The sequence below is a fragment of the Polynucleobacter necessarius genome (assembly GCF_900096755.1).
GTDB classification, from domain to species: Bacteria; Pseudomonadota; Gammaproteobacteria; order Burkholderiales; family Burkholderiaceae; genus Polynucleobacter; species Polynucleobacter necessarius_K.
The window spans coordinates 1,171,564-1,194,863 of the sequence record NZ_LT615227.1 but is presented as its reverse complement, the minus strand read 5'-3'; the positions used below and the strand labels follow the sequence as shown (position 1 = coordinate 1,194,863).

The window sequence follows — 23,300 nt, the reverse complement described above, 5'->3', positions numbered from 1 at the left end:
CTAGATTACAGGCGAGGCTTATTAATTTCAAACCCAGAAAAAAATTCTGGGATCACGCATTAAAGACTGGGGTAGTCGGTATAACCTACTTCATTGCCGCCATAAAAAGTAGCGCGATTATATGCATTAATAGCAGCCCCCCGTTGGAATCGCTCTGCCAAATCTGGATTAGAAATATAAAGACGTCCGTAAGCAACCGCGTCAGCGAAGCCCTCTTCTAAAACCTTTTCACCCATGACCTGGTCATAACCACCAGCAGTGATAAATTTCCCTTGATAGGCAGTGCGGAACATTTCTGATGTGATTGGGGCATCTTCATTTGTCTGGTCGCCACCTCCAGCGCTGGTTGAACGTGGCTCAATCATATGAACGTAAGCTAAGTTGTAGTCATTTAGCTTTGTAATTGCAGCAGTGAACAATGCCACTGGATCACTATCACTCATGTCGTTAAAAGTACCGTACGGGGAAAGGCGCACCCCTACTCGGTCGCTTGCGAATGCTTTAGTTACCGCTTCAATAACTTGACCCAACAGGCGCAGGCGATTTTCAATCAATCCACCATACTCGTCTGTACGTTGATTGGTTTTGTCTTGCAAGAACTGATCCAACAAGTAGCCATTGGCTGAGTGAATTTCAATGCCATCAAATCCTGCAGCTTTTGCATTTTGAGCGGCAGCTTCAAACTCTTTGAGCAAGCGCGCAATATCTTGATGACTCATTGCTTTTGGCGTCTCATAGCCATGCAACCTCCAATCAGCACCGTAAGTTTGACCGGCTGCAGCAATTGCTGAAGGCGCCTCAGGAACGCCCTGCTCTGGATGCAATGAAGAGTGGGAAATGCGTCCCACATGCCATAACTGCGCAACGATCGAACCACCTTTAGCATGAACTGCCTCGACGATTTCTTTCCAAGCTGCGGTTTGTTCTGCAGAGTAAATTCCAGGGGTTGCCGGGTAACCCTTACCCAACGAAGAAATTTGTGTCGCCTCCGTAATGATCAAGCCAGCACCAGCACGTTGTGCGTAGTATGTTTTTTAGCCAATGGATGGGTTTGGCACATCGCCGGCAACTGCGCGCATTCTGGTGAGTGGCGCCATCACTAAACGGTTTTTTAAATGAATGGATCCGAGGCTAACCGGGGTGAACATGATTTCTTTGCCTGACATTTGCTGCCTTTTTAGTAAGTATTAAATAAGATGGGTGACTGTAACAAGAATAAGTAACTTTTGCTGAGGAGGGGTAGCGCAATTAAGCTGCGCCAAATTGCTCACGTATGCAGGTAGCTAGCGCATTGAATTCTTGGGCATGAGCGGTAGATGGTCGAGCAACCAATGCGATAACTCTCTTGGGAGCTGGCTCAGCCAAGGCTTTTGCAACCAGTTCAGAATTGTTTAACAAACTGCTTTTAACTGTCATCTCTGGAAGTAATGCAATCCCCAGGCCGGACTCCACCATCTGCAATAGGGTTAGCAGGCTAGTTGCTTCCAAGCCTTCAGCTTTGCGAGTGTCTGCACGCTTACACGCTTGTAAACTGTGCTCTCTCAAGCAGTGCCCCTCTTCCAGCAGCAAGAGTCGCTCAGCCATCTTAGCGGGCAAGGTAACCTCTTTTCCCTTTAAGGCGGGATCGCCTTCTTTGGCAACCAACCAAAAATGATCACCAAATAATTCTTGTGCTAACAACCCACTGACGTCATACGGCAAGGCAATCAACGCAAAATCTAATTTATGCTCAGCCAGTCTTGATAGTAAGTTTGCCGTTAAATCTTCTCTGAGAGTAACCTTAAGTTCTGGAAAGCGTTTGCGAATTTCCGGCAAAACAGTTGGCAGCAAAAATGGAGCGATAGTTGGAATAACGCCCAAACGAATCGTTGCAGTCATTGGTCTTCCTGTTGCACCCGCATACTCAACTAAATCTTCTGATGCCGCCAAGATAAGTTTGGCACGCTCAAGCACCTCCAGCCCCACTGGAGTGATAGAAACATTTTGGCGATCGCGTTCCACCAAATGAATTCCCAAGGCATCCTCAAGTTCTTTTAAGCCCGCACTTAAAGTGGATTGCCCAACAAAACATGCTTGAGCTGCTCGTGTGAAATTGAGCTCTTTTGCCAGAGCCACGAAATAACCCAACTGCCTTAATGACGGTAGATAGGCCATATGCCCTCCATTATCGATTTATTTGATAAATACTATCACAATGATTTATTAGACTGATAAGGCGCACACTGCATACATGGTTGAGAAAACAAGCAGTACGACTCAACAAACTGTATTTAATGAATAAAGGAATCAAAATGGCAAGTCCAGAAATTAAAACTATTCAAAACTTAGAATCCGCCTTCGCCGGTGAATCCATGGCCCACATCAAGTATCGCTACTTTGCCAAATTGGCTCGCGCCGCTGGTGACGAAGAAACAGCAGACCAAGAGGCAATGCATGCTTTTGGCCACTTAGATTTGCTCTACCCAGCCAATTCCATCACCCCAGCTCGCGCCCTAGAGATTGCCATTGAAGGCGAAACCTATGAGTACACCGAAATGTACCCATCGTTCCGCAAAACTGCGGTCGAAGAAGGCAATGCTGCTGCTATCGCAGAGATTGATGAGCAAATTGCCGAGTCAAAAGAGCATGCAGAGCAATTTCAGGCAGTTTTAGCGAAGGCAGCAAAACGCTTTGCAGCCCTAGCGAATGTGGAAGAGCGTCACGCTAACCACTATAAGCAAGCCCTGGAAAAAGCAAAGGTTTTTGCAGCTCAATAAAGGCGCTGCAGAAATAATTGGAAATTAAATTTAAAATTCAAACATCATTTAAGGAATCAATATGAAAACTTGGCAATGTATCGTATGTGGCTATATCTATGACGAAGCAAAAGGAATACCAGAAGATGGCATTCCGGCAGGAACGGTCTGGGCAGACGTGCCTGAAGACTGGGAGTGCCCTGACTGACTGCGGCGTCGCTAAAGCCGATTTTGAGATGGTTCAGGTAAGCTAAGACCAGTTCAACACCCCTTTATCCTGTTTACTATTCGATATTTTGGAGAGCCCAGCTTTGGATCAAACTACCCCTCAATCTCAATCCGCGATTGTCATCATTGGCAGCAGATTGGCTGGCTACACCGTTATTCGCGAAATTCGCAAACTAGATAAAACTATTCCCATTACCTTGGTAACACGAGAACCTGGATATTTCTACTCAAAGCCAATGCTTTCCACTGCACTTGCAAGCAAGAAAGAAGCTGCACAACTCATCTCCACGCCAGCCGATGGCATGGCGACTCAACTAGAAATGACTGTGTTGGCTGAGTGCGATGTCAGTGCAATAGATACAAATGCGCAAACCTTAAAAACTACAAAAGGCGTAGTGTCTTATGGCAAATTAGTATTGGCTTTGGGGGCCGATCAAATTCGCCTACCGCTCCAAGGCAATGCTGCAAGTGATGTGATCACCGTCAATGACCTTGAAGACTACGCACACTTTAGATCTGCAATTACCGGCAAGAAGAAAGTGGCTATTCTTGGTGCGGGCCTTATTGGCTGTGAGTTTGCCAACGACCTTGCATTGGGTGGTTACGAAGTTGATGTGATTGATTTAGCGCCACAGGCTCTGGGCCGCTTGCTACCTGAAGCAGCAGCATTAGAACTACAAGGAAAGCTAAGTGCTGCCGGCGTCACTTGGCACCTCTCTACGACTGTTCAAGCAATTGGTCGTGAAGGAGATTCGCTGCAGGTCACATTAGCAAATGGCAACAAGGTTGTTTGTGATGTATTTTTATCAGCCGTCGGCCTAAAGCCCAGAATTGATTTAGCTAAAGCAAGCGGTATCAGTACTGGACTTGGCATTCAAGTTAATCGTGAGCTTGAAACCAATATTAAAAATATCTTTGCAATTGGAGATTGCGCAGAAGTTGAGGGTTTAGTGTTGCCTTACGTGATGCCGATTATGCAAGCAGCAAGAGCATTGGCGCCTACCTTAATAGGACAGGTAACTGCACTCACCTACCCTGCAATGCCGGTCATGGTAAAAACTCCAGCCTTAGCAACGGTTGTGTCTCCCCCAGCCAAAGGCGCCGAAGGTAAATGGATAACAACACCGGTTGAAGGTGGCTTGGAGTCTCGCTTTGAATCTGCGGATGGCAAGCTCTTAGGCTTTGCATTAATGGGTACAGCTACTACGCAACGCGGCGCATTAACCAAGGAATTTCCAGCTATCCTGGCTTAATATCTTTCGTCCCATTCCATTCGCCCATATCTATTTATTGGATTAGGGGAACAAAAAGGCCCGCATAGCGGGCCTTTTATTTACTTGGCTACAGGTGATTATGAAACGATCACGAACCAAGTAGTGTTGTGTGACTGAGCAACCATCAAGAACAACATTGGTACTGATAACAATGTATTCAAGCGAGATGTCAACATCGCAACGCGAGCAGATTTTGCTTTTACGTCGGCTTCAACAGCAACGATACCAAGAGCGCGCTTCTGATTTGGCCAAATAATGAACCAAACGTTGAAAGCCATTACCAAGGCGATCCACATACCCAGACCGATTGCGCGGAATGGAGCTTGCAATGTGAAAGCTTGATGCAAGTAGCCACTTAATGCAGCAACGATTAAACCAGTTACAACAGTAAACAATGCTGCGTAACGGAACCAAAACAGTGCTGTTGGAGCAATCACTTTACCAATCGCTGGCTTTTGCTCATCAGGAATCTTTGGCATGGAAGGAATTTGCACAAAGTTAAAGTACCAGAGCAAACCAATCCACATCACACCAAACATCACGTGCAACCAACGGAACACGAACGGCAGTTCAGCAGAACTAAAGTTGCCGCCCAAGGCCAAAATAATTAAAACGAGGAGGACAAAGCCCGCAAAAACGGTACGCCCTAAAGAGGTCAAGATTGAAGCCATGAAAGGATCTCCTATGAGTAATAATGGGTCTAACTATAAACGATTCTGTCGATTTTGTTTGTGCTGCCTAAGGGCCTGGGGCCTGTTATTGAGCAGTCCAGCCGCCATCCATATTCCAGGCCACACCACGAACTTCTGAAGCATCTGGGCCACAAAGGAATACCGCCAAAGCAGCCAATTGCTCAAAGCTAACAAACTCACCAGATGGCTGTTTCTCAGAAACCAACGCAGTCTTGGCGGCCTCATTAGAAATACCCTCACGCTCTGCCCGCGCATCAACCTGCTTCTGAACCAAAGGTGTCAAAACCCAGCCAGGGCAAATTGCATTACAGGTAATGCCAGTGCGTGCATTTTCCAAGGCAGTTACCTTGGTTAAGCCAATGATGCCATGCTTAGCGGCAACATAAGCAGCCTTCTGAGTGGAGGCAACTAGACCATGAACAGAAGCAATATTAATAATGCGACCCCAGTTTCGCTTTTTCATCCCAGGCAATGCATGATGGGTCGTATGAAATGCAGAACTTAAGTTAATTGCAATAATGGCATCCCACTTATCAGTTGGGAAGTCTTCAATATTTGATGTGTATTGAATGCCAGCGTTATTCACCAAAATATCGAGTGATCCAAAACGTTTTTCAGTTTGCTTAATGAGATCTTCGATTTCGGCTGGCTTGCTCATATCGGCTCCGTGGTAATCCACTTCTACGCCACAAGCTTTGATCTTGGCGATAGCTTCATCTTTTTCGCCAAAGCCGTTGACCATAATATTGACACCCTGCTTTGCTAACGCAATTGCCATACCTAAGCCAATGCCGCTAGTAGAGCCAGTAACTAACGCAGTTTTACCTTTTAAAGAAGACATATCAATACTCTCAATATTTGGGGGATAAAAACATAGGATACAACGACTGTGCCTAGATTAAATGCAGCCAATGCCCTAGTTGACGCCAAAAACTCTCTGGCACCAAGGTCAGAAGCCAAGTCAGCGTAATGAAGCGCAATAGCTTCCCAATAAACATATAAATAAGGCATGGCTGCCATGGCAGCCTCAACCATCCCGCCGCCAGACACAAAGGGTCGCCTAACCCTGGCAACCACGAGAGCAACAATAATTTTGGGCCCCACTGCTCAAGCCAACGCTTCATACGACTATTGCGGGGCTCATCCATCGCATTAAATCTGTTGCGAGCTATCAAACCGAGCCACCAGTCAACCATGCCCCCCAATGTATTGCCAACTGTTGCAACGGCAATGGCCACCCAGAATAAATGAGGATTGAGAGTGATGTAACCAAACAGAATTGGTTCAGATCCAGCGGGTATTAAAGTCGCAGAAATAAATGAGCTTAAAAATACGGCTGGTAAACCCACTGATGGCATTCCAAACCAGCCAAAAAAATGCTCGAATGCGTGCTCCATTAAGTAATGGCCCTCAGGGTAAGGACATACGAGCAAAAATCTTCGGATCTCATAAGGCCTATTTTGCCTTGTTTTAGCCAACCCCCAAGATTTTCAAATCTTGCTTAAACTAATACCTATATTAGTAAATTAACCATAAAACCTATAAATTGAGACTTTCATGAGTTACCCCATTCCCAAGCCAGATCAATATCAAGAAATGCGCGAAGCCTTGCGCGATCTATGCGGAAGCTTTGATTCCGCCTATTGGCAGAAAATTGATCATGAACGAGGCTATCCAGAAGCCTTTGTAGATGTAATGACTAAGGCTGGCTGGTTATCCGCGCTCATTCCTGAAGAGTATGGTGGTTCCGGCCTTGGTTTAGCTGAGGCATCAGTCATCATGGAGGAAATCAATTTTGCTGGCGGCAATGCAGGCTCATGTCATGGTTAGATGTACAACATGGGTGCCTTATTGCGTCATGGATCCGATTTACAAAAGAAGCTGTACCTACCAAAAATTGCATCGGGCGACCTGCGTTTGCAAGCAATGGCAGTTACGGAGCCGACAACCGGCACCGATACCACCAAACTCAAAACTACTGCAGTTAAAAAAGGTGACAAGTATGTGGTCAATGGACAGAAGGTATGGATCTCACGTATACAGCATTCTGATTTAATGATCCTTTTGGCAAGAACAACCCCTCTAACTGAAGTAACAAAAAAATCAGAAGGCATGTCGATCTTTATCGTCGACCTTAAAGAAGCTATTGGCAAGGGAATGACTATTCAACCAATCGCCAACATGGTCAATCACGAAACTAATGAAGTGTTCTTCGACAACCTAGAGATTCCAGCAGAGAATTTAATTGGTGAAGAAGGTAAAGGCTTTAAGTACATCTTGGATGGCCTGAATGCGGAGCGCACTCTGATTGCAGCTGAATGTATTGGCGATGCTTATTGGTTTGTAGATAAAGCTCGTCGCTATGCGAATGAGCGTGTTGTATTTGATCGTCCTATTGGAAAAAATCAGGGGATTCAGTTTCCGATTGCAGACTCTTATATTGAAACTGAAGCTGCTAACCTGATGCGATTTAAGGCGTGCGAGTTATTTGATAACCATCAACCCTGTGGTCCAGAAGCCAATATGGCTAAGTACCTTGCCGCCAAAGCACCTTGGGAGGCAGCTAATGTCTGCCTACAAACCCATGGTGGCTTTGGTTTTGCAAGCGAATATGATGTTGAACGCAAGTTCAGAGAGACTCGCCTCTATCAGGTGGCGCCTATTTCGACAAACTTAATTTACTCCTATATTGCTGAGCATGTTCTTGGTCTTCCAAGATCTTTCTAATAAGGCTTAGATATGCACACTCGCCCCTTGGATGGAATCACCGTAGTTGCTCTCGAGCATGTTGTAGCCGCACCATTTTGCACTCGGCAACTGGCTGATTTGGGTGCTCGCATCATTAAAATCGAGCGTCCCGGTGGTGGCGATTTCGCAAGAGGTTATGACGCTCAAGTTGAAGGCCTCTCTTCATATTTCGTTTGGGTTAATCGATCCAAAGAGAGTTTGACTCTTGATCTTACGCATGACTCCGCAAAAGCAGTTTTAAAAACATTACTAAAAACAGCTGATGTCTTTATCCAAAATCTAGCGCCAGGCGCAGCTAATCGGATGGGTCTTAGCCCTGAAATTTTACAAAAAGAGAATCCCGGTCTTATTACATGCGCCATCTCCGGGTATGGAAATGATGGACCGTTTCGAGACAAAAAGGCCTATGACCTTTTGATTCAAAGCGAGGCGGGATTTCTTTCTATTACTGGAACTCCTGAGACACCGAGTAAAGCAGGCAACTCAATAGCTGATATAGCCGCCGGCATGTATGCCTACACAAACATCTTGGCAGCATTATTGCAAAGAGGAAAGACTGGAAAAGGCACGGTGATTGATATTTCCATGCTCGAAGCGTTGAGTGAGTGGATGAGTTTTCCAATGTATGACGCCTATAAAGGTGCAGAACCTCCCCAAAGAAATGGCGCATCCCATGCCACCATTTACCCATATGGTCCTTTTAAAGCTGGCGATGGCAAGACTGTGATGCTCGGGCTTCAAAATGAACGCGAATGGGTACAGTTTTGTGAACTTGTTTTAGAGAATACCGCTCTTGCCAAAGATGAGCGCTTCGATCGCAATTTCAAGCGCAATGAAAAGCGTGCTGAACTATTGGAAATTATTGATGCTTGCTTTAGCAAGCTTACCTCTGAGCAAAATTGATCGCAAGACTAGAAAAAGCGCAAATCGCCAACGCTCATCTAAATGATATGGCGGGGCTATGGAAACATGAGCAACTAAAGGCCCGCAATCGCTGGACAGAGGTAGGCACTCCTAACGGCGCTATTGCTGCCCTCCTGCCCCCCCGGTCTGAACGATAGTTACGACTTCCGCATGGATGCCATTCCTGCTGTTGGCGAGCATACTCAGGCCATCCTGAAAGAGTTGGGCTTAGGCCGATGCTCAAATCGCTGAGATGAAGGCCAACGGGGCGATTTAAAGCAGCGGCGAAGTTAAATGGGCTGCGTTCTCAAGGTATTTACGCCATATTGGCCTTTTAGCCCAGACCTTAAGATTGACGAGATCTGATTGCGCCAAATATGACTCTATTAACTTCTCCAGCTTGGCACAAAAATCGACGTTATACACAATTAAACTGATCTCAAAATTCAAGCGCAAGCTGCGCTGATCAAAGTTAACCGATCCAAAAATTGCGATTCGCTTATCGATTAAGAAACTCTTAGTGTGCAATAAGCCCCCGTGAAATTCGGCGATTGTTACGCCTGCATTCATTAAGTCGCTATAAAAACTTTTACTGCTCCAAGCAACCAAGGTGGAGTCATTCAATTTAGGCAAAATGAGTGTGACCTTGACTCCCCTACCTGCAGCTGCCAAGAGCGCCTGAATTAATCCATCATCCGGCCCAAAGTAAGGAGTGGTAATTGTTAATTCCTCTCTGGCGTCCATGATGGCGGAGAGTAGGACTTGATACAAAATATCGTCTCGGTAAACTGGTCCAGATGAAAACTCTTGCGCAATAGCGCCGCCCTCATGAGGTGAAATAGGTGGTTCACGATCATCAAAGTGGATAATGCTGGGGTTATCAACACTCCAGTCGAATGCGAAAGTAAGTTCAAATTGGGCCGCCACAGGGCCTTCAATGCGAACCATGGCATCTACCCACTCGCACACACCTGAGTCTTGCTTGAACGTGCGAGGATCCACCAAATTCATACTACCCGTCCATACAACTGAACCATCAATTACAAAGATTTTGCGGTGTAGGCGCAAATCAGCGCGGCGGAACTGAAAACGACCAATCTGAATAGGCAAGGCTTCAGTTACCTCAATGCCAGCCGCACGAAAACGTGCTGGCCAATGGGATTTAAACCAATCCTTACTCCCCAATGAATCTAGCAGCACACGACAAGCAACACCCCGCTTAGACGCAGCGATCAAGGCCTCGCAAACCCGATCGGCATCACCACCCAAGGCCCATATATAAAACTCCAGATGCAAACTTTTTTTAGCTTGATTAATCTCATCAACAAAGTTTTGCAGAATTTTCAAAGAACTTGTGTGCAATTCAATCTTATTACCCGCAGCCACTGGCGAGCCATTTTTTGATTCAGCCAAAAGACTTAGGGCTCTACCTTCCACAGGCAGCTTCTGACGATCCGCTGCAAACTGTTGCCGCATTGTTTCAGTAATTTTTTCGTACTGATGATTCATGCGAATAATTTTTCGCGCTAGCTTTCGGCCCACAGGGCGTTCACCAATCAATATATACAGCGAAATACCAATGATAGGAATCAAGATGACGATTAGAAACCAAGCAAACGCAACGCCAACCGGCCTTCTTACCGATATCAAATGAAAGCCAAACAGAACTACGATGATTGAATGCGCTATCGGAACCCAAATTAAAGAAAAGCCAAAAACAGATCCAAAAATATACGCCATGATGTTCATACAAGTTCCAGTTCTGCAGTAATGCCTAAATGATCCGACAGTTTTAACCATTCATGCAAAATTTCTGCAGAATGAATCTTTAAGCCGCGCACATAAATCCTATCCATAGGAAGCAGCGGTTTGATGCTTGGGAAAGTCTTGGCTGGAGAGCCCGTTAGAACCTCAAAGACCTCGTTAAATCCAGCTGCCTTCATTGGCGTGCTAACTCGATTGCGCCAATTATTAAAATCCCCCGCCACAATCGTTGGTCCGCCCTGGGTCAAATTCTGAATATGCCCTATGATTGCCTCAAGCTGACGCTCTCTACCACGCTCAAAGAGTGCGAGGTGCACACAAAAACAATGGATTGGTTTGTCGATGCCATCGAGCTTTGTAACACTATGAAGTAACCCACGACTCTCAAAACGATATGCTGAAATATCGTAGTTATTTCCCTTTTGCTGAGGATGCTTAGAAAGAATGGCATTGCCATGATGACCATTACGATACTCAACGTTTTTTCCATAATGCCAGTCATGCCAAAACTCTTCCGACAGAAAGTGGGTCAATTCCGTTAGCGGCCATTGATCAAAACGTCTAATCCTGCCGCGATGCTCCTGTTGCAACTCTTGCAAAAAAAGCAAATCAGGATGATGACTGCGCATTTTTTCGCGCAACTGGTAAATGGTTGAATGTCGATGTAATGGCGATAAGCCCTTATGGACATTCATACTCATGACGGTGAAGCGAGCGCTCTTAGACATCGTCATTAAAACTGTCCTGCCGCCCGTTGACGCCTTACGCGTGCCAAGTAAATTTCGCCCTCAACCAGCCCCTGGCACTGCATACATTTATTGCAAATAGAAGCCTGCTCCCGCAACTCCTCTATAGAGTCCACTGGGTTAGCATCCAGATACTCGCGCAAATCCACGTCGAGAACCTCATTGCAAAGGCAAACCACTTCAGCCATAAGTCGAAAATAGGGTAATCAGTCTCATTACAGCCATTTTGCCATTGCCTTGATAGAATCAAGCGCATGTTGAAAGCTTTTCAGGACGCCCTCACCTTACTCGCCCATTTAGATGGTGGAGTGCTGGGGATCGTCTGGGTTTCCCTGCAGGTTAGCCTCACCGCCCTGCTGATTGGAACGCTACTAGGCCTTCCAATTGGCGCCCTAAGCAGGCAAATTCTGGAGGATTCCTGGAAGATTCACCGAGATTCTTTTTTAAGCCTAAGGTTGCCACCACTATCCCGATTTAAATGGCTGATATGGGATTGCCGCTTCTCTTTGACCATCGCCATTTTGGCCGGACTAGCTCGGGCTATTTCTGAGGTGGGAGCCGTCATGATCGTTGGCGGAAACATTGATCACTCCACCAGAACCATGACCACTGCAATTGCGCTGGAGACTAGCAAAGGCGACCTACCTTTAGCGCTAGCACTGGGCATAGCCCTGCTCATGATTGTTTTGCTGGCAAATCTATTTACCTTTGGAGTTCGCCAAATTGCGGAGCGTCGCTATGGTTAATGCAATGGAGAATTTTGAAAAGTTCATCGAGCTCAAGGGCATTACAGTAAAGAGCAACGGTAGAACTATCCTCAATATTCCACATGCCATCATCCCAGCCGACCGAATTACCGCTTGCATTGGGCCAAACGGCGCCGGAAAGACTACTTTTTTAAAGTTGCTTGATGGCCCTCATTAAGCCAGATACCGGAACTGTTACTTACTCCTTTAAAACGAGGATCTCCTTAGTTTTGCATCACACTCCAATGATTAAAGCATCTGCCATTACTAATATTGGAATCGTTCGTGATGCCGATTCCTCTATCAGCAACTCTGATCTAGTAGATGTGATGGAACAAGTCGGCTTAAGCAAATTATCTGGCAGTCCCGCTCACAAATTATCGGCAGGCGAAAGACAAAACTATGTCTTGGAAGGGCCATTCTTCAAAGGCCTAATTTAGTTTTATTAGATGAGCCAACTGCGAATCTTGACCCCAACACTACGGAGCAAAGTTGAAGGATTAATTCGCCAATTTAATCAGCAAGGTGTAGATGTTATTTTTTATCACATCAATTGGCTCAGGTGCAAAGACTTGCTGAGCACATCATCTTTATTGATCAGGGCGAGATAAAAGAAAAGGGACCAGTAGGTCCCTTCTTTGCCAATCCCCAAACACAAGCAGCTAAACGCTACTTACATCAAGAGCTACTAGCCGACTAATTACTTAGCCGCTGGAGCTGCGGCAGGTGCAGTGGCCACTGGCGGTGTAAATGGCGGCGGCGCTGTACATGCAGCTGGAGCAGGTGTGCCTGGAACTCTAAATTGATCAGCTACTTTGTTTTGAGCTAGGCATAACTTGTATGCACCGACTCTATCGCCGTAAGCAGCTTTTGCTTTAGTAAGCGCTGCCGCCTCTGCTTGCTCAGGAGTCAACGGCGGCAGTGCAGCCAATACTGAAGATGCGGCAAACGCGCAGAATGTGAAAGCAATGATTTTTTCATGGCTTACCCTTTTTTGTTAAGTTCGTCATACCAGAGCTCATGGTGCTCTTTAGCCCAAGTAGCATCTACATAACCAGTCTTCATGCCATCGATTGAGCCTTCCATACCGATGGTGCCGATATAGATGTGTCCCATTGCCATTGCAGACATCAAGATCGCAGCGCTGCTGTGAATGATGTTGGCAATCTGCATCGTGCCACGAGTGTATTCAATAGTCATGAATGGAACGATCATGTCGAGCACAAAGCCTGAGGCTGAAATTACCAAGCCCAAGAAAGTCATACCAAACCAGAACCAGATCTTTTCACCGCCATTAAAGAAACCGGCTGGCACATGCTTACCACTGAAAATTCCACCGAAAGTTAAATGCCATTGCAGGTCACCCTTACCAGGCAAATTCTTGTGCGCAAAGAGCAAGAAGAAAATCACGATACAAATAGTGAATAAAGGACCTGTGAAGTTATGGATGTTTTTGCAAACCATTAGGAATGAGCCATAAGCAGCCCCGCCCATTAACGGCATTGCAAAGTACTTGCCATACAGAATCAATATGCCAGTGAAGGCTAAGGCTAAATGCCATCAACCAATGAACTAAGCGATCAAATGCACTAAAGCGCTTGATCTTTACGCCAGACATTGGTTCATGCAGCTTGATTGAGCCCTTAACCGTGTACATCGCAATAACCCCGAAAAAAGCTATTGCCAATAACCAGCCGCCGTAAACAGTGATTACGCCATTACGGATTAAGCGCCACTCTTGACCAGAGCGCTGGATCAAAACACTAGCCTCTTTATCTGGAATGCTGACGTAGTTGTAGGGATCGCTATTTGCTGAAGTAAAAATAGAAGGGTTTGCCGGCTGAGCCTGGGCTTGAGTTCCATTTGCCAAAGCATTTGGATTGGCTGGCACTGACAAAGGCGGCACATCTACTCCGCTAGGGGATGGCAATGGCGCCATCGGTGCGCGCTCTGCAAAGCTCATTCCGCTTGCCAAAGTCAGCGACAAACCAGCAGCCACCACCAAAGTGCGTAGAACTTTAGAAAATGATCGTTTCATACACATGTCCTTAAACGTTTTCGTTTTATTTGTTGTTATTTAGTGGATCACTTAACGCGACTGTATTCGTTTTGACCCTGAGTACGCTTGTCGATCGACTCAGTCCAACTAGCTTGGTTACCTGGTGTCCAGCCCTTTGTCACGAACCCATTGTTTGCACCCATGTAAGGAGCAACGTCTGGACGTTTAGCAGCTTTCGCAGCAATTTCAGGAGGCTCAGAGCAAGCGGCCAACAAAGCTACTGCTGCAAAACATAAGCCGAGAGTTTTGAAATTCACTTTCATTATTTAGCTCCTGGAATTTTTGCAGCAGGTGTTGGAGTTGGCGCTGGCGCATCTGGACCACCATATGCAGTAGTCCAACCAAAGGCCTTGGATCCTGGATACTTGCCGTTCTTCTCACGAGTAGCAACGCGGTTGTTGAAAATGCCAGTAATCACATCACTGTCGCCACCAATCAATGCTTTGGTAGAACACATCTCAGCGCAAAGTGGTAACTTGCCTTCTGCCAAACGGTTGCGACCATATTTCTCGAATTCAGCAACGCTGCCGTTTTCTTCTGGACCACCACTACAGAATGTGCACTTATCCATTTTGCTGCGGGAACCAAACGCACCCTTGCTCAAGAATTGTGGTGCGCCAAATGGGCAAGCAAAAGAGCAGTAACCGCAACCGATACAAATATCTTTATCGTGCAGAACTACGCCCTCGTCGGTGCGGTAGAAACAATCTACTGGGCATACCGCCATACAAGGAGCATCGCTACAGTGCATACAAGCAACTGAAACTGATTTTTCTTGGCCAATGATGCCGTCATTTACTGTTACAACGCGACGACGGTTAGCACCCCAAGGTACTTCGTTTTCGTTTTTACAGGCAGTGACACAACCGTTGCACTCAATGCATCGTTCTGTGTCACAAATAAATTTCATTCTTGCCATTGTGTTCTCCTGACTTTATTTTTTGACTTAGGCAAATTTCTCGATTTGACACATTGTGGTTTTCGTTTCTTGCATCATCATCACCATGTCATAACCATAAGTAGTTGCAGTGTTAACCGCTTCACCCTGAACTACAGGAGCAGCACCTTCTGGGTAGTATTTACGCAAGTCAGCGCCTTGCCACCAACCAGCAAAGTGGAATGGCACAAATGCCGTGCCTTGATCAACACGCTCAGTAACCAATGCGCGAACTTTAATCTTGGCACCAGTTGGAGACTTCACCCAAACGTAATCCCAGTTCTTAATACCGCGATCTGCTGCAGCCTTAGGATTGATCTCCACAAAGTTTTCTTGTTGGAGTTCGGCCAACCATGGATTAGAACGAGTCTCATCACCACCGCCTTCGTACTCAACCAAACGACCAGAAGTCAAAATGATTGGGAACTTCTCATAAAGCTTGTTATTCAAGTTTTGATCTTGAACAGTCTTATAGAGAGTTGGCAAGCGCCAGAAATTCTTCTTGTCCGCTGCTGTTGGGTACTTGCGCATCATTGGAGCGTTAGTACTGTAGAGCGCTTCACGGTGAATTGGAATTGCATCCGGGAAGTTCCAAACAATCGCACGTGCTTTCGCGTTACCAAATGGATGGCATCCGTTCTTCATTACAACGCGCTGAATACCACCAGACAAATCAGTCTTCCAGCTCTTACCTTCGGCGAGTTTCTTCTCATCTTCAGTTAACTGATCCCACCAACCTAATTTCTTTACAAGCACGTGATCAAACTCTGGGTAACCAGTCGTGATCGCCGATCCCTTAGAGCAAGAGCCATCGCCAGCTAACAAACTCACACCCTCACGCTCAACACCAAAGTTAGCGCGGAAGTTACCGCCGCCTTCCATCACACTCTTGCTGGTGTCATAGAGATTTGGTGAGCCAGGATGTTTAATTGCTGCTGTGCCGTAGCAAGGCCAAGGCAAGCCATAGTAATCACCAGTAGTGTCGTATCCGGTTACTGGGTCTACACCACCACGGGACTTCAATGTCTTCGGATCAAATACACCAACCATTCTCATATGAGCTTTGAGGCGCTCAGGAGTTTGACCGGTGTAGCCAATAGTCCAGCAAGAGCGATTGATCTCGCGCAGGATATCTTCAATTTGCGGCTCTTTCCATTGCTTACCAGTAAATTTAGAGTTGAGCATTTTGTAGTTCTTGGATAACTCCTCACCAAAGCCTAAGCGATCTGCAAACGCTTGCATGATCACGTGGTCAGGAACAGACTCAAACAATGGGTCAATAACTTTTTCACGCCACTGTAATGAGCGGTTTGAAGCTGTAGCAGAACCAGTAGTTTCAAACTGAGTAGCCGCAGGCAACAAGTAGACGTTACGATTCTTGTTAACAACATCGCCTTCAGCCGCAGGCATTGCTGCCATTGCTGCTGTAGCACTTGGGTATGGATCCACCACAACCAAGAGATCTAACTTATTCATCGCGCGCTTCATATCTAAGCCGCGAGTTTGCGAGTTAGGTGCATGACCCCAGAAGAACAAGCCCTTAACGTTTGTCTGTTGATCAATCATGTCGTTCTTCTCGAGAACAGCATCAACCCAACGAGAAACGGTAGTTCCGGATTTCTCCATCATGTCTGGTGCATAGCGACCTTTGATCCAATCGTAGTCAACGCCTCAAACAGCCGCGAAGTGTTTCCATGAGTCAGCAGCCAAACCATAGTAGCCAGGTAATGAATCTGGGTTAGGACCTACGTCAGTTGCACCTTGAACGTTATCGTGTCCGCGGAAAATATTGGTACCGCCGCCAGACTTACCTACGTTACCTAATGCCAACTGCAAAATACAGGACGTACGAACCATTGCGTTACCAATGGTGTGCTGTGTTTGACCCATACACCAAACAACTGTACTTGGACGATTCTTGGCCATGGTTTCAGCTGCTTTATACATTTGAGCTTCAGGGACACCGCAAGCCTCTTCAACTGCAGCAGGAGTCCACTTCTCCATAACTTCTTTACGAATCTCTTCCATACCGTAAACGCGGTCGTTGATGTACTTCTTATCTTCCCAACCGTTTTTAAAGATGTGATAGAGCAAGCCAAACAAGAATGGAATGTCTGTACCAGAACGAATACGGATGTACTGATCTGATTTAGCAGCTGTACGGGTATAGCGCGGATCGACCACGATCACTTTGCAGCCATTCTCCTTAGCGTGCAAAAGACTCAACATAGAAACAGGGTGAGCTTCAGCAGCATTTGAACCAATGTACAAGGCTGCCTTGGCATTCATCATGTCGTTATAGCTATTTGGTCATCGCACCATAGCCCTAAGTGTTCACAACACCGGCAACTGTTGTGGAGTGACAAATACGAGCCTGATGGCCTGTATTGTTTGTACCAAAGAAAGAGGCCCACTTACGCAGTAAGTAGGCCTGTTCGTTGTTATGTTTAGATGATCCAATAAAGAACATTGCGTCCGGAGAATATTTCTCGCGAATGCCCTTCATCTGAGCAGTAATTTCTGTGAGTGCTTGATCCCAAGAGATACGCTGATATTTACCATCAACCAACTTCATTGGATAACGCAAGCGATAGTCGCCATGACCATGCTCACGCAATGCTGCGCCCTTTGCGCAGTGTGCACCCAAGTTAATTGGGGGATCAAACACGGGATCTTGACATACCCAAACACCGTTCTCAACGGTTGCGTCAACTGCGCAGCCTACTGAACAGTGGGTACAGATGGATCTCTTAACCTCAATCTTGCCTTTGCCATCAAGCATTGCCTTGCTTGGCTCGGCTGCGGCCTTTTACACAAAGCTCAATTGACTAGCAGCGATACCAGCACCAACTCCTACGCCTGAGCGCTTAAGGAATGTGCGGCGATCCATCATTGGCACAGCAGCTTTTAAGCCGCGTGACAAGCTGCCAATCAGACGCGATGTTGAACGACTGCTTTGTGGGGTATTGGATTTACGAGTCAGACTCATATGGTGTCCCTGAGAAAGTTTTTTTATTTATTGAATAACAGTTACAGCAAAACAAACATCGTTAAATCAAAGTGGTTTCGTAATACTTGCGCATGTGTGCAGACATCGTTTGACCGACATCTTTCACTGTTTTGGTGCTACTAATTTCTTGGATAACTGCCTTACCAACTGGAGTTTGGCTAGCAACAGCTGCAGCGCCTGCACCAATAAAGAACTTACGGCGCGACTGTGTATTTTCTTCGCTTAAAGCAACTTTGGATTTAGTGCTCATGGCATGCTCCTATGTAATTTTTCTTGATTTCGCTCAAGTGTAATCCGTAATTGCATTTTTGGCATATTGGCCATATAGGGGATTACTAGGTCATGAATTCAACTGATTTGATGCTGCAACGCAGCATCAAATCATGTCAAAACCTTGCCCCTCAATAGCCAAGAATTCTCTAGTGAGAGCGGCAATTGGGTGATAGAGATGCATCCCTGGAATATCTTCTATTGCATCGCACAATTCGTCATACCAAGGGCGGATGTGCTCACTGAAAAAACCTTTTGATTTGTAAGGTTTGAAATCTCGACATCGTCCCCTGCAATTAGGTATCGCATTACTTCGCAGAGCGCGGAAATATGGTCTTCGGTTTCAGTAACCTCTTCCGCCGCCTCTAGCCCAAATTCCGCTAAGGCCTTGCGTATGTTGACCAAGGGCTTCTCATTCAAATGACCGGCCACATAAAAAGAACCGTTGAGCACTGCATTGGGTTTGCCAACGCTGATGAAATTCAAATCAAACTCATCATGCCAAGCTTTAGCTGGGTTATTTTTCGCAACCTCAACCACATCCATCCAGACTTTTGCCAAAGGCGCCTCGTCAGCGGCATCTTGTTGATCTGCTGTTGCAGCAATTTGATCTAACAACTCTTGATCTGGTGGCATCTGAAAAAAACATGCAATCAAACCCATATAGGTCAGCCCTTGCAAGATCCTCCGGTAAGCCAACATCCCCTACTTCCGCAGATAAATTATCTTTTGCTGCCTCTTTTGCCATTTCACTCATGTTCTTTTTTCACCATATCTACTACACGACAATCGCCACACATCTTCAGCCTGTCCATTGCTGCACCAGCAAAAGCGCCATGAGCACCCAACTTGGTCAACATCAAATCAACCATCTTCATTGCTCCAAAGGGCTTGCCACAGCTAATGCAATGGAAGGCCTGGGTTTCATTGAATACTGCCTTTTGCTTGCGCTGCTCAACCGTTTGCAATCGAGGCGCGAGGGTTAATGCTTTTTCAGGGCAGGTCTGTACACAAATACCGCATTGAACACACTGCTTCTCGATGAAAGAGAGGATTGGCTCATCAGGATTATCTAAGAGCGCACCCTCAGGGCAGCCGCTGACGCATGACATGCAGAGGGTGCATGCATCTGTATTAATTGCAAGTCCACCCAATAGAGAAGATTTTGGTAGAGCAACGCCAGCTTCAGGGAGCGGTGTTTTTGCTTGCTTTTGTAAATGCTCTAAAGCAGCTTCTAGCGTTTCGCGCTTCTGATTAGATAAGGCAACCGTTGCAGGTGTACAGATGGAACCAAGCGAACCTCGCTGACGCAATAGACCCATTGCTTTAGATACTGTAGCTAAATCGTCAGCAGAACTTGCCAATATCAAATGAATGCGCTCATCAAATCCATAAGCTTTGAGAATACTATTGGCTAAATTTGCCTGCTCTTCAAGTGCAGCACGATATGCCGGATATTCATCACCACTTAAAAGGAGTACAACCTCAGCAAAACCATAAGTTAGGCTACTAAGCCACAAATCCAAACCAGTTGAGGCGATATGCTCAATACCGTAAGGAATAACAAAAGCAGGAAGACTTTCAAACTGCTTTGGCATGACATGCGCAGATCTACCTAATCCGTCAATCATTTGCGTGCCAGCTTTTAAGCTGTGCAACAGCAAGCTTGGCACCATTGCTTGATTGATCTTTTTGGCTTCTGCGGTAAAGACGCTGGCCAAGGTTTTCAACTCTTTACCTTGATGCGAAACGCTTGGGTAGTTGTAACGCATTGCACCTGAAGGGCAAGTAGTGGCGCAAGCGCCACAACCCATGCAAAGATTTGGGTTGACCTCTACAGAGCCTTGGCCATTTTTAAATATGGATCCAATTGCGCCGGTTGAGCAAACATCAATACAAGCACTACAGCCAACTTTGCCATTACGGCCATGTGCACAAACTTTTTCGTTGTACACAAAGTATTTAGGTTTCTCACAAACTCACCCACCATCTCTGACAGCTGATTTACTGCCAAGGCCTGCTCCAATGGATCCGCCCCAGGAGCAAAGTAACCTTGTGGAGTTTGACTCATGCGCATTTTAGGATCCACACGCAAATCCAGAATCAGATCAAATTCAGCGTTACGTGCACGCTCTTTTCGATCAAAAGAAATTGCACCAATACTTGCACATGCTGTAACGCAATCGCGGTGAGACTTACATTTACTTAAATCGATCTCAAAAGAAAGATTGATTGCGCCCTCAGGGCATGCTTCAACACAAGCCCCGCAGCGAGTACACATCTCAGGATCAATCGGATTTTGTAGATCCCAATCAACTGAAAAATTACCTAGATAACCATCTAACTTAGTAACCGCGCCTGTAAAGATAGGATAGCTTCTAGTAAGCGGTAGGTTACCTGGCTCAGTGCATAAAACTGACACATCTAAAGATGGGCTTAATTTTTCCGCCCAAGGAATTGCCTGGGATCCTGCACCAATAATCAGCAGTCGGCCCTGACTTTCGTAATTCACCACAGGAACAGGCTCAGCCTCTGGCATATCCGCCAAAGCCAATAAAGCGGCAATCTTTGGTCCCGAAGTTTTAGCCTCTTGTGTCCAACCAGCAACTTCACGAATATTGACAAAGCGCAGAGGGGCTACCAGCGGCTTCTCGGCCTGATCGGCTAGCTCACTAAATAATGCGCCCTCTTGCGTACAAGCTACCACCACAAAGAATCAGAGCCATCCAAAGCTTTTAAAAAGGAATCAACCTCTTGTCTACATAAAGATTGATGAACCGGCACGCCCATTGCTTTTGCGTCCAAAGGCATGGTGCCATTACAGTTGCAGACTAATTTTTGACTCATGCGCTATCTTCTTAGGTTTTTTCTGTTCTTGCCCCACCGGCACTTCTGATGACGCTGCATCCAATGGATCGGGCGTTGATGCTGCACCGATATGCTGTGTGGATGTTAAATCACTTTGCATTTGTGGCTCTAATGCTTCGCCCTCTAGCTGGGGACTGGGCGCTTGACCCGCACTCTGCTGAGCATCCGCAAGCCCCTCTTCGTCTGGCTTGCAGAACAAGTTCAACATATCACTCTGCACCATCCTCTCCAGCATTCCAGGAGGTAGCGGATCGGGCTTACTGTAATCATCAATATAAATATCCAATCCATCCATGATGTTGAAGTGGGGATCAGTAAACATTTTCTTGAGGGCGGCCTGCTGAACAACAGGATCCACATCGGGCTTCATAAAAGCAGAGAAATCCGGGGCGCATCGATCAATCTTATCTACATCCTCCAATGTCGGAGGCGGCGGAGTTTCTTCAGGCGCACTCTCCAGCGGGATAGTTGCAGAGACCTCTTTAGGAGTCTCTATCATTTTCTCTGGCGCATCTTCCTCTTTGCCCGCCTTACGTCTAGACCATCGACTTAGAAATCCATCCGCCATCATTCCTCCGCAGGACGGCTCTGCACCTTTGAACGAGGCGGGCTTATGACGTTTTTTAGGCTCTGGCCGATAGTTGTCATTGACATATTCTTGCAACCAAGCTGCATGCTGTTCGCTCATTGGAACTGTATCCACTGATTCACCACCATCGAGCAAGCGAGCTGCCTCGTTGTAGCTGACACATATACGATGTGGCACAGCAAATGATGATTCCGACTTTGCGAGAGCAATAGATTGCTCATCGATATACCGATCAATTTCCTCTTCGAGACGCCACATCACAAACCAAGCGGGCGTTGTTGCAGAAACATTCAGGTAGTAGCCTTCAGCCTCATCAGGGAAAAGATCCAGTTCGTAACCAGTAAACAACCAAGACTCTCCATCTGCATCACGCCCTAAAAACTGGCCTACGATGATTGCTATTAAATTGCCCGAAATCAGGCAGCACTTCCTTAGGCATCCATCGGAATGAAACCCATGGATTATCAATATTTTGTTTACGCATCAACACTGCAAAACGCATAAATATTCAGTGCCTCAAGTGTTTTGAACGACGATATTTGGGAATTTGCTGCTCATATCTTTGGATAGAGTAGCAACACGAATGGCCACCTGTCTAGCAATTCCCTTGTAGATTGCGCTAATTGCGCCATCAGGGTCAGCCACCACGGTCGGGCGGCCTGCATCGGCCTGCTCGCGAATTGAAAGATTCAGCGGCAAAGAGCCCAAGAAATCCACGCCATACTCTTTACACATCTTCTCGCCACCACCGCTACCAAACACATGCTCTTCATGTCCGCATTTTGTACAAACGTAAGTGCTCATGTTTTCAATAATGCCAATGATAGGTACGCCCACCTTCTCAAACATCTTCAGGCCTTTGCGGGCATCTAATAATGCGATGTCTTGTGGCGTAGTAACGATGACTGATCCAGTTACAGGAACTTTTTGCGCCAAAGTTAACTGAATATCACCAGTACCTGGGGGCATATCCACAATGAGGTAATCCAAATCACGCCAACGAGTTTGACGAAGCAGTTGCTCAAGGGCAGAAGTCACCATGGGTCCACGCCATACCATTGGAGCATCATCATCAATCAGAAAGCCAATTGAACCTGCTTGTAGGCCATGGCCCTCCATCGGCTCAATTGTGTTTTCTTCAATAGAGTCAGGTCTGCCAGTGATGCCCAGCATCATCGGCTGACTTGGGCCATAAATATCCGCATCCAAGATGCCGACTTGCGCACCTTCAGCAGCAAGCGCCAAGGCTAAGTTCACGGCAGTAGTGGACTTACCTACGCCGCCCTTGCCACTGGCAACTGCAATGATATTTTTTACACCTGGCAATAACTTCACGCCACGCTGAACAGCATGCGCAACAATTTGACTAGAGATATTAACGCTGACATTTTTTACGCCAGGCAAATCACGCAAAACATTGATCACTGATTTTCGAATAGACTCAAACTGACTCTTGGCTGGATAACCCAACACAATATCCAAAGAAATATTGCCATCTTCAACGCGGAGATTTTTAATATTTTTTGCTGTGACGAAATCAATCTTGGCGCTGGGATCGACTAAGTTTTTGAGCGCTGACTGAACCAACTCTGGTGTAACCGACACTACCTTCTCCTAATATGAATAAACCTAGAATGAACTTCTAGGTTCTTGGTATTTTTCTTAATTAGCGCTAGCTTACTCGTAGCGGCAAATATTTGCTGAAAGTGACCTTGATCACCTTCCATCTAT

24 protein-coding genes and 5 pseudogenes are annotated in these 23,300 nt (G+C 46.2%); 8 read left to right on the top strand and 21 right to left on the bottom strand.

Going from position 1 to position 23,300, the window contains the following annotated elements:
• Window positions 1–59: 59 nt before the first annotated feature.
• The 3 genes and pseudogenes from DXE27_RS06265 to DXE27_RS06260 all read right to left on the bottom strand — a co-directional run.
• Window positions 60–1,019: pseudogene (locus tag DXE27_RS06265) on the bottom strand (alkene reductase); the annotation flags it as partial.
• Between the two features lie 15 nt (window positions 1,020–1,034).
• Window positions 1,035–1,166, bottom strand: coding sequence for a hypothetical protein (locus DXE27_RS10440; protein WP_415064447.1), 132 nt, complete (start codon window positions 1,164–1,166; stop codon window positions 1,035–1,037).
• Window positions 1,167–1,248: 82 nt separating this feature from the next.
• Window positions 1,249–2,154, bottom strand: a complete 906-nt coding sequence (locus DXE27_RS06260; RefSeq protein ID WP_128113328.1) for a hydrogen peroxide-inducible genes activator — start codon at window positions 2,152–2,154, stop codon at window positions 1,249–1,251.
• Window positions 2,155–2,291: 137 nt separating this feature from the next.
• On the opposite strand from DXE27_RS06260, the gene DXE27_RS06255 reads away from it, so the two are divergent.
• The 3 genes and pseudogenes from DXE27_RS06255 to DXE27_RS06245 all read left to right on the top strand — a co-directional run bounded on the left by DXE27_RS06255 (window position 2,292) and on the right by DXE27_RS06245 (window position 4,216).
• Window positions 2,292–2,756: a rubrerythrin family protein gene (locus DXE27_RS06255; protein ID WP_128113725.1), complete on the top strand. Its 465-nt coding sequence runs from the start codon at window positions 2,292–2,294 to the stop codon at window positions 2,754–2,756.
• Between the two features lie 61 nt (window positions 2,757–2,817).
• A pseudogene (locus tag DXE27_RS06250) lies at window positions 2,818–2,989 on the top strand (rubredoxin).
• A gap of 57 nt (window positions 2,990–3,046) precedes the next feature.
• Window positions 3,047–4,216: an NAD(P)/FAD-dependent oxidoreductase gene (locus tag DXE27_RS06245; protein ID WP_128113327.1), complete on the top strand. Its 1,170-nt coding sequence runs from the start codon at window positions 3,047–3,049 to the stop codon at window positions 4,214–4,216.
• Window positions 4,217–4,314: 98 nt separating this feature from the next.
• Here DXE27_RS06245 and DXE27_RS06240 read toward each other — a convergent pair whose 3' ends face one another.
• From DXE27_RS06240 to DXE27_RS06230, 3 genes are all read right to left on the bottom strand, one after another.
• Window positions 4,315–4,908 (bottom strand): urate hydroxylase PuuD, encoded by a 594-nt coding sequence (locus DXE27_RS06240; protein ID WP_128113326.1) that lies wholly within the window; start codon window positions 4,906–4,908, stop codon window positions 4,315–4,317.
• A gap of 85 nt (window positions 4,909–4,993) precedes the next feature.
• Window positions 4,994–5,770 (bottom strand): 3-hydroxybutyrate dehydrogenase, encoded by a 777-nt coding sequence (locus DXE27_RS06235; protein ID WP_128113325.1) that lies wholly within the window; start codon window positions 5,768–5,770, stop codon window positions 4,994–4,996.
• Between the two features lie 52 nt (window positions 5,771–5,822).
• Window positions 5,823–6,326, bottom strand: coding sequence for a YqaA family protein (locus tag DXE27_RS06230; RefSeq protein ID WP_128113324.1), 504 nt, complete (start codon window positions 6,324–6,326; stop codon window positions 5,823–5,825).
• Between the two features lie 160 nt (window positions 6,327–6,486).
• Here DXE27_RS06230 and DXE27_RS06225 point away from each other — a divergent pair.
• Window positions 6,487–7,656: pseudogene (locus DXE27_RS06225) on the top strand (acyl-CoA dehydrogenase family protein).
• Between the two features lie 12 nt (window positions 7,657–7,668).
• Window positions 7,669–8,857 (top strand): annotated as a pseudogene (locus DXE27_RS06220) (CaiB/BaiF CoA transferase family protein).
• Here DXE27_RS06220 and cls read toward each other — a convergent pair.
• From cls to DXE27_RS06205, 3 genes are read right to left on the bottom strand one after another with little or no spacing between them, the layout of a single operon-like run.
• Window positions 8,854–10,329 carry a cardiolipin synthase gene (cls, locus tag DXE27_RS06215; protein ID WP_128113323.1) on the bottom strand — a complete coding sequence of 492 codons (1,476 nt, stop codon included), beginning with the start codon at window positions 10,327–10,329 and terminating at the stop codon, window positions 8,854–8,856. The pseudogene DXE27_RS06220 and the gene cls sit on opposite strands and share 4 nt — an antisense overlap.
• Entirely contained in the window at window positions 10,326–11,078 is a 753-nt protein-coding gene (locus DXE27_RS06210) for an endonuclease/exonuclease/phosphatase family protein (RefSeq protein ID WP_128113322.1), read from the bottom strand. The genes cls and DXE27_RS06210 overlap by 4 nt, the downstream gene beginning before the upstream one ends.
• On the bottom strand, window positions 11,078–11,278 hold the full coding sequence (locus DXE27_RS06205) for a hypothetical protein (RefSeq protein WP_128113321.1): 201 nt from the start codon (window positions 11,276–11,278) through the stop codon (window positions 11,078–11,080). Before DXE27_RS06205 ends, DXE27_RS06210 begins: the two co-directional genes overlap by 1 nt.
• A gap of 66 nt (window positions 11,279–11,344) precedes the next feature.
• On the opposite strand from DXE27_RS06205, the gene DXE27_RS06200 reads away from it, so the two are divergent.
• From DXE27_RS06200 to DXE27_RS09235, 3 genes are read left to right on the top strand one after another with little or no spacing between them, the layout of a single operon-like run.
• Window positions 11,345–11,836, top strand: a complete 492-nt coding sequence (locus tag DXE27_RS06200) for an ABC transporter permease (protein ID WP_128113320.1) — start codon at window positions 11,345–11,347, stop codon at window positions 11,834–11,836.
• Window positions 11,829–12,014 carry a hypothetical protein gene (locus DXE27_RS09240; protein WP_197712347.1) on the top strand — a complete coding sequence of 62 codons (186 nt, stop codon included), beginning with the start codon at window positions 11,829–11,831 and terminating at the stop codon, window positions 12,012–12,014. The genes DXE27_RS06200 and DXE27_RS09240 overlap by 8 nt, the downstream gene beginning before the upstream one ends.
• Window positions 12,001–12,276: a P-loop NTPase family protein gene (locus DXE27_RS09235; protein ID WP_197712345.1), complete on the top strand. Its 276-nt coding sequence runs from the start codon at window positions 12,001–12,003 to the stop codon at window positions 12,274–12,276. The genes DXE27_RS09240 and DXE27_RS09235 overlap by 14 nt, the downstream gene beginning before the upstream one ends.
• 260 nt (window positions 12,277–12,536) lie before the next feature.
• Here the strand turns inward: DXE27_RS09235 and DXE27_RS06190 are convergent, their stop codons facing one another.
• From DXE27_RS06190 to apbC, 12 genes and pseudogenes are all read right to left on the bottom strand, one after another.
• The gene (locus DXE27_RS06190; RefSeq protein WP_231969690.1) at window positions 12,537–12,767 is read right to left on the bottom strand and encodes a hypothetical protein; all 231 of its coding nucleotides are present in this window, start codon (window positions 12,765–12,767) and stop codon (window positions 12,537–12,539) included.
• Between the two features lie 53 nt (window positions 12,768–12,820).
• A complete protein-coding gene (locus DXE27_RS09225) occupies window positions 12,821–13,330 on the bottom strand; it encodes a formate dehydrogenase subunit gamma (protein WP_231969869.1) in 510 nt (169 codons plus the stop codon).
• On the bottom strand, window positions 13,278–13,874 hold the full coding sequence (locus tag DXE27_RS09220) for a hypothetical protein (RefSeq protein WP_197712341.1): 597 nt from the start codon (window positions 13,872–13,874) through the stop codon (window positions 13,278–13,280). The genes DXE27_RS09225 and DXE27_RS09220 overlap by 53 nt, the downstream gene beginning before the upstream one ends.
• A 47-nt stretch (window positions 13,875–13,921) precedes the next feature.
• Window positions 13,922–14,158 (bottom strand): hypothetical protein, encoded by a 237-nt coding sequence (locus DXE27_RS06180; protein WP_128113318.1) that lies wholly within the window; start codon window positions 14,156–14,158, stop codon window positions 13,922–13,924.
• Window positions 14,158–14,814, bottom strand: coding sequence for a formate dehydrogenase FDH3 subunit beta (gene fdh3B, locus DXE27_RS06175; RefSeq protein ID WP_128113317.1), 657 nt, complete (start codon window positions 14,812–14,814; stop codon window positions 14,158–14,160). Before fdh3B ends, DXE27_RS06180 begins: the two co-directional genes overlap by 1 nt.
• Before the next feature lie 27 nt (window positions 14,815–14,841).
• Window positions 14,842–17,821, bottom strand: a pseudogene (locus DXE27_RS06170) (formate dehydrogenase subunit alpha).
• Between the two features lie 61 nt (window positions 17,822–17,882).
• Window positions 17,883–18,092 carry a formate dehydrogenase gene (locus tag DXE27_RS06165; RefSeq protein WP_128113316.1) on the bottom strand — a complete coding sequence of 70 codons (210 nt, stop codon included), beginning with the start codon at window positions 18,090–18,092 and terminating at the stop codon, window positions 17,883–17,885.
• Between the two features lie 218 nt (window positions 18,093–18,310).
• A complete protein-coding gene (locus DXE27_RS06160) occupies window positions 18,311–18,775 on the bottom strand; it encodes a TorD/DmsD family molecular chaperone (RefSeq protein ID WP_231969689.1) in 465 nt (154 codons plus the stop codon).
• An 86-nt stretch (window positions 18,776–18,861) separates the two neighbouring features.
• Window positions 18,862–19,974, bottom strand: a complete 1,113-nt coding sequence (locus tag DXE27_RS10250; RefSeq protein WP_331852076.1) for a 4Fe-4S binding protein — start codon at window positions 19,972–19,974, stop codon at window positions 18,862–18,864.
• Window positions 19,947–20,819, bottom strand: a complete 873-nt coding sequence (locus tag DXE27_RS10245) for an ATP-binding protein (protein ID WP_331852059.1) — start codon at window positions 20,817–20,819, stop codon at window positions 19,947–19,949. The genes DXE27_RS10250 and DXE27_RS10245 overlap by 28 nt, the downstream gene beginning before the upstream one ends.
• 111 nt (window positions 20,820–20,930) lie before the next feature.
• Complete coding sequence (locus DXE27_RS10075; protein ID WP_269459805.1) at window positions 20,931–21,917, bottom strand: DUF3306 domain-containing protein; 987 nt, start codon at window positions 21,915–21,917, stop codon at window positions 20,931–20,933.
• A 168-nt stretch (window positions 21,918–22,085) separates the two neighbouring features.
• Window positions 22,086–23,174 carry an iron-sulfur cluster carrier protein ApbC gene (gene apbC / locus DXE27_RS06145; protein ID WP_128113315.1) on the bottom strand — a complete coding sequence of 363 codons (1,089 nt, stop codon included), beginning with the start codon at window positions 23,172–23,174 and terminating at the stop codon, window positions 22,086–22,088.
• Window positions 23,175–23,300: the final 126 nt, after the last annotated feature.

Excerpts from the sequence above, each read along its gene's own strand:
- DXE27_RS06200 (WP_128113320.1), top strand. The coding sequence starts at position 11,345 with ATGTTGAAAGCTTTTCAGGACGCCCTCACCTTACTCGCCCATTTAGAT.
- DXE27_RS06180 (WP_128113318.1), bottom strand. The coding sequence starts at position 14,158 with ATGAAAGTGAATTTCAAAACTCTCGGCTTATGTTTTGCAGCAGTAGCT.
- DXE27_RS10440 (WP_415064447.1), bottom strand. The coding sequence starts at position 1,166 with ATGTCAGGCAAAGAAATCATGTTCACCCCGGTTAGCCTCGGATCCATT.
- DXE27_RS06230 (WP_128113324.1), bottom strand. The coding sequence starts at position 6,326 with ATGGAGCACGCATTCGAGCATTTTTTTGGCTGGTTTGGAATGCCATCA.
- DXE27_RS06240 (WP_128113326.1), bottom strand. The coding sequence starts at position 4,908 with ATGGCTTCAATCTTGACCTCTTTAGGGCGTACCGTTTTTGCGGGCTTT.
- fdh3B (WP_128113317.1), bottom strand. The coding sequence starts at position 14,814 with ATGGCAAGAATGAAATTTATTTGTGACACAGAACGATGCATTGAGTGC.
- DXE27_RS09235 (WP_197712345.1), top strand. The coding sequence starts at position 12,001 with ATGGCCCTCATTAAGCCAGATACCGGAACTGTTACTTACTCCTTTAAA.
- DXE27_RS06235 (WP_128113325.1), bottom strand. The coding sequence starts at position 5,770 with ATGTCTTCTTTAAAAGGTAAAACTGCGTTAGTTACTGGCTCTACTAGC.
- DXE27_RS06210 (WP_128113322.1), bottom strand. The coding sequence starts at position 11,078 with ATGACGATGTCTAAGAGCGCTCGCTTCACCGTCATGAGTATGAATGTC.
- DXE27_RS09240 (WP_197712347.1), top strand. The coding sequence starts at position 11,829 with ATGGTTAATGCAATGGAGAATTTTGAAAAGTTCATCGAGCTCAAGGGC.
- DXE27_RS06205 (WP_128113321.1), bottom strand. The coding sequence starts at position 11,278 with ATGGCTGAAGTGGTTTGCCTTTGCAATGAGGTTCTCGACGTGGATTTG.
- DXE27_RS09225 (WP_231969869.1), bottom strand. The coding sequence starts at position 13,330 with ATGGGCGGGGCTGCTTATGGCTCATTCCTAATGGTTTGCAAAAACATC.
- DXE27_RS06255 (WP_128113725.1), top strand. The coding sequence starts at position 2,292 with ATGGCAAGTCCAGAAATTAAAACTATTCAAAACTTAGAATCCGCCTTC.
- DXE27_RS06165 (WP_128113316.1), bottom strand. The coding sequence starts at position 18,092 with ATGAGCACTAAATCCAAAGTTGCTTTAAGCGAAGAAAATACACAGTCG.
- cls (WP_128113323.1), bottom strand. The coding sequence starts at position 10,329 with ATGAACATCATGGCGTATATTTTTGGATCTGTTTTTGGCTTTTCTTTA.
- DXE27_RS09220 (WP_197712341.1), bottom strand. The coding sequence starts at position 13,874 with ATGAAACGATCATTTTCTAAAGTTCTACGCACTTTGGTGGTGGCTGCT.
- DXE27_RS06160 (WP_231969689.1), bottom strand. The coding sequence starts at position 18,775 with ATGGGTTTGATTGCATGTTTTTTTCAGATGCCACCAGATCAAGAGTTG.
- DXE27_RS06260 (WP_128113328.1), bottom strand. The coding sequence starts at position 2,154 with ATGGCCTATCTACCGTCATTAAGGCAGTTGGGTTATTTCGTGGCTCTG.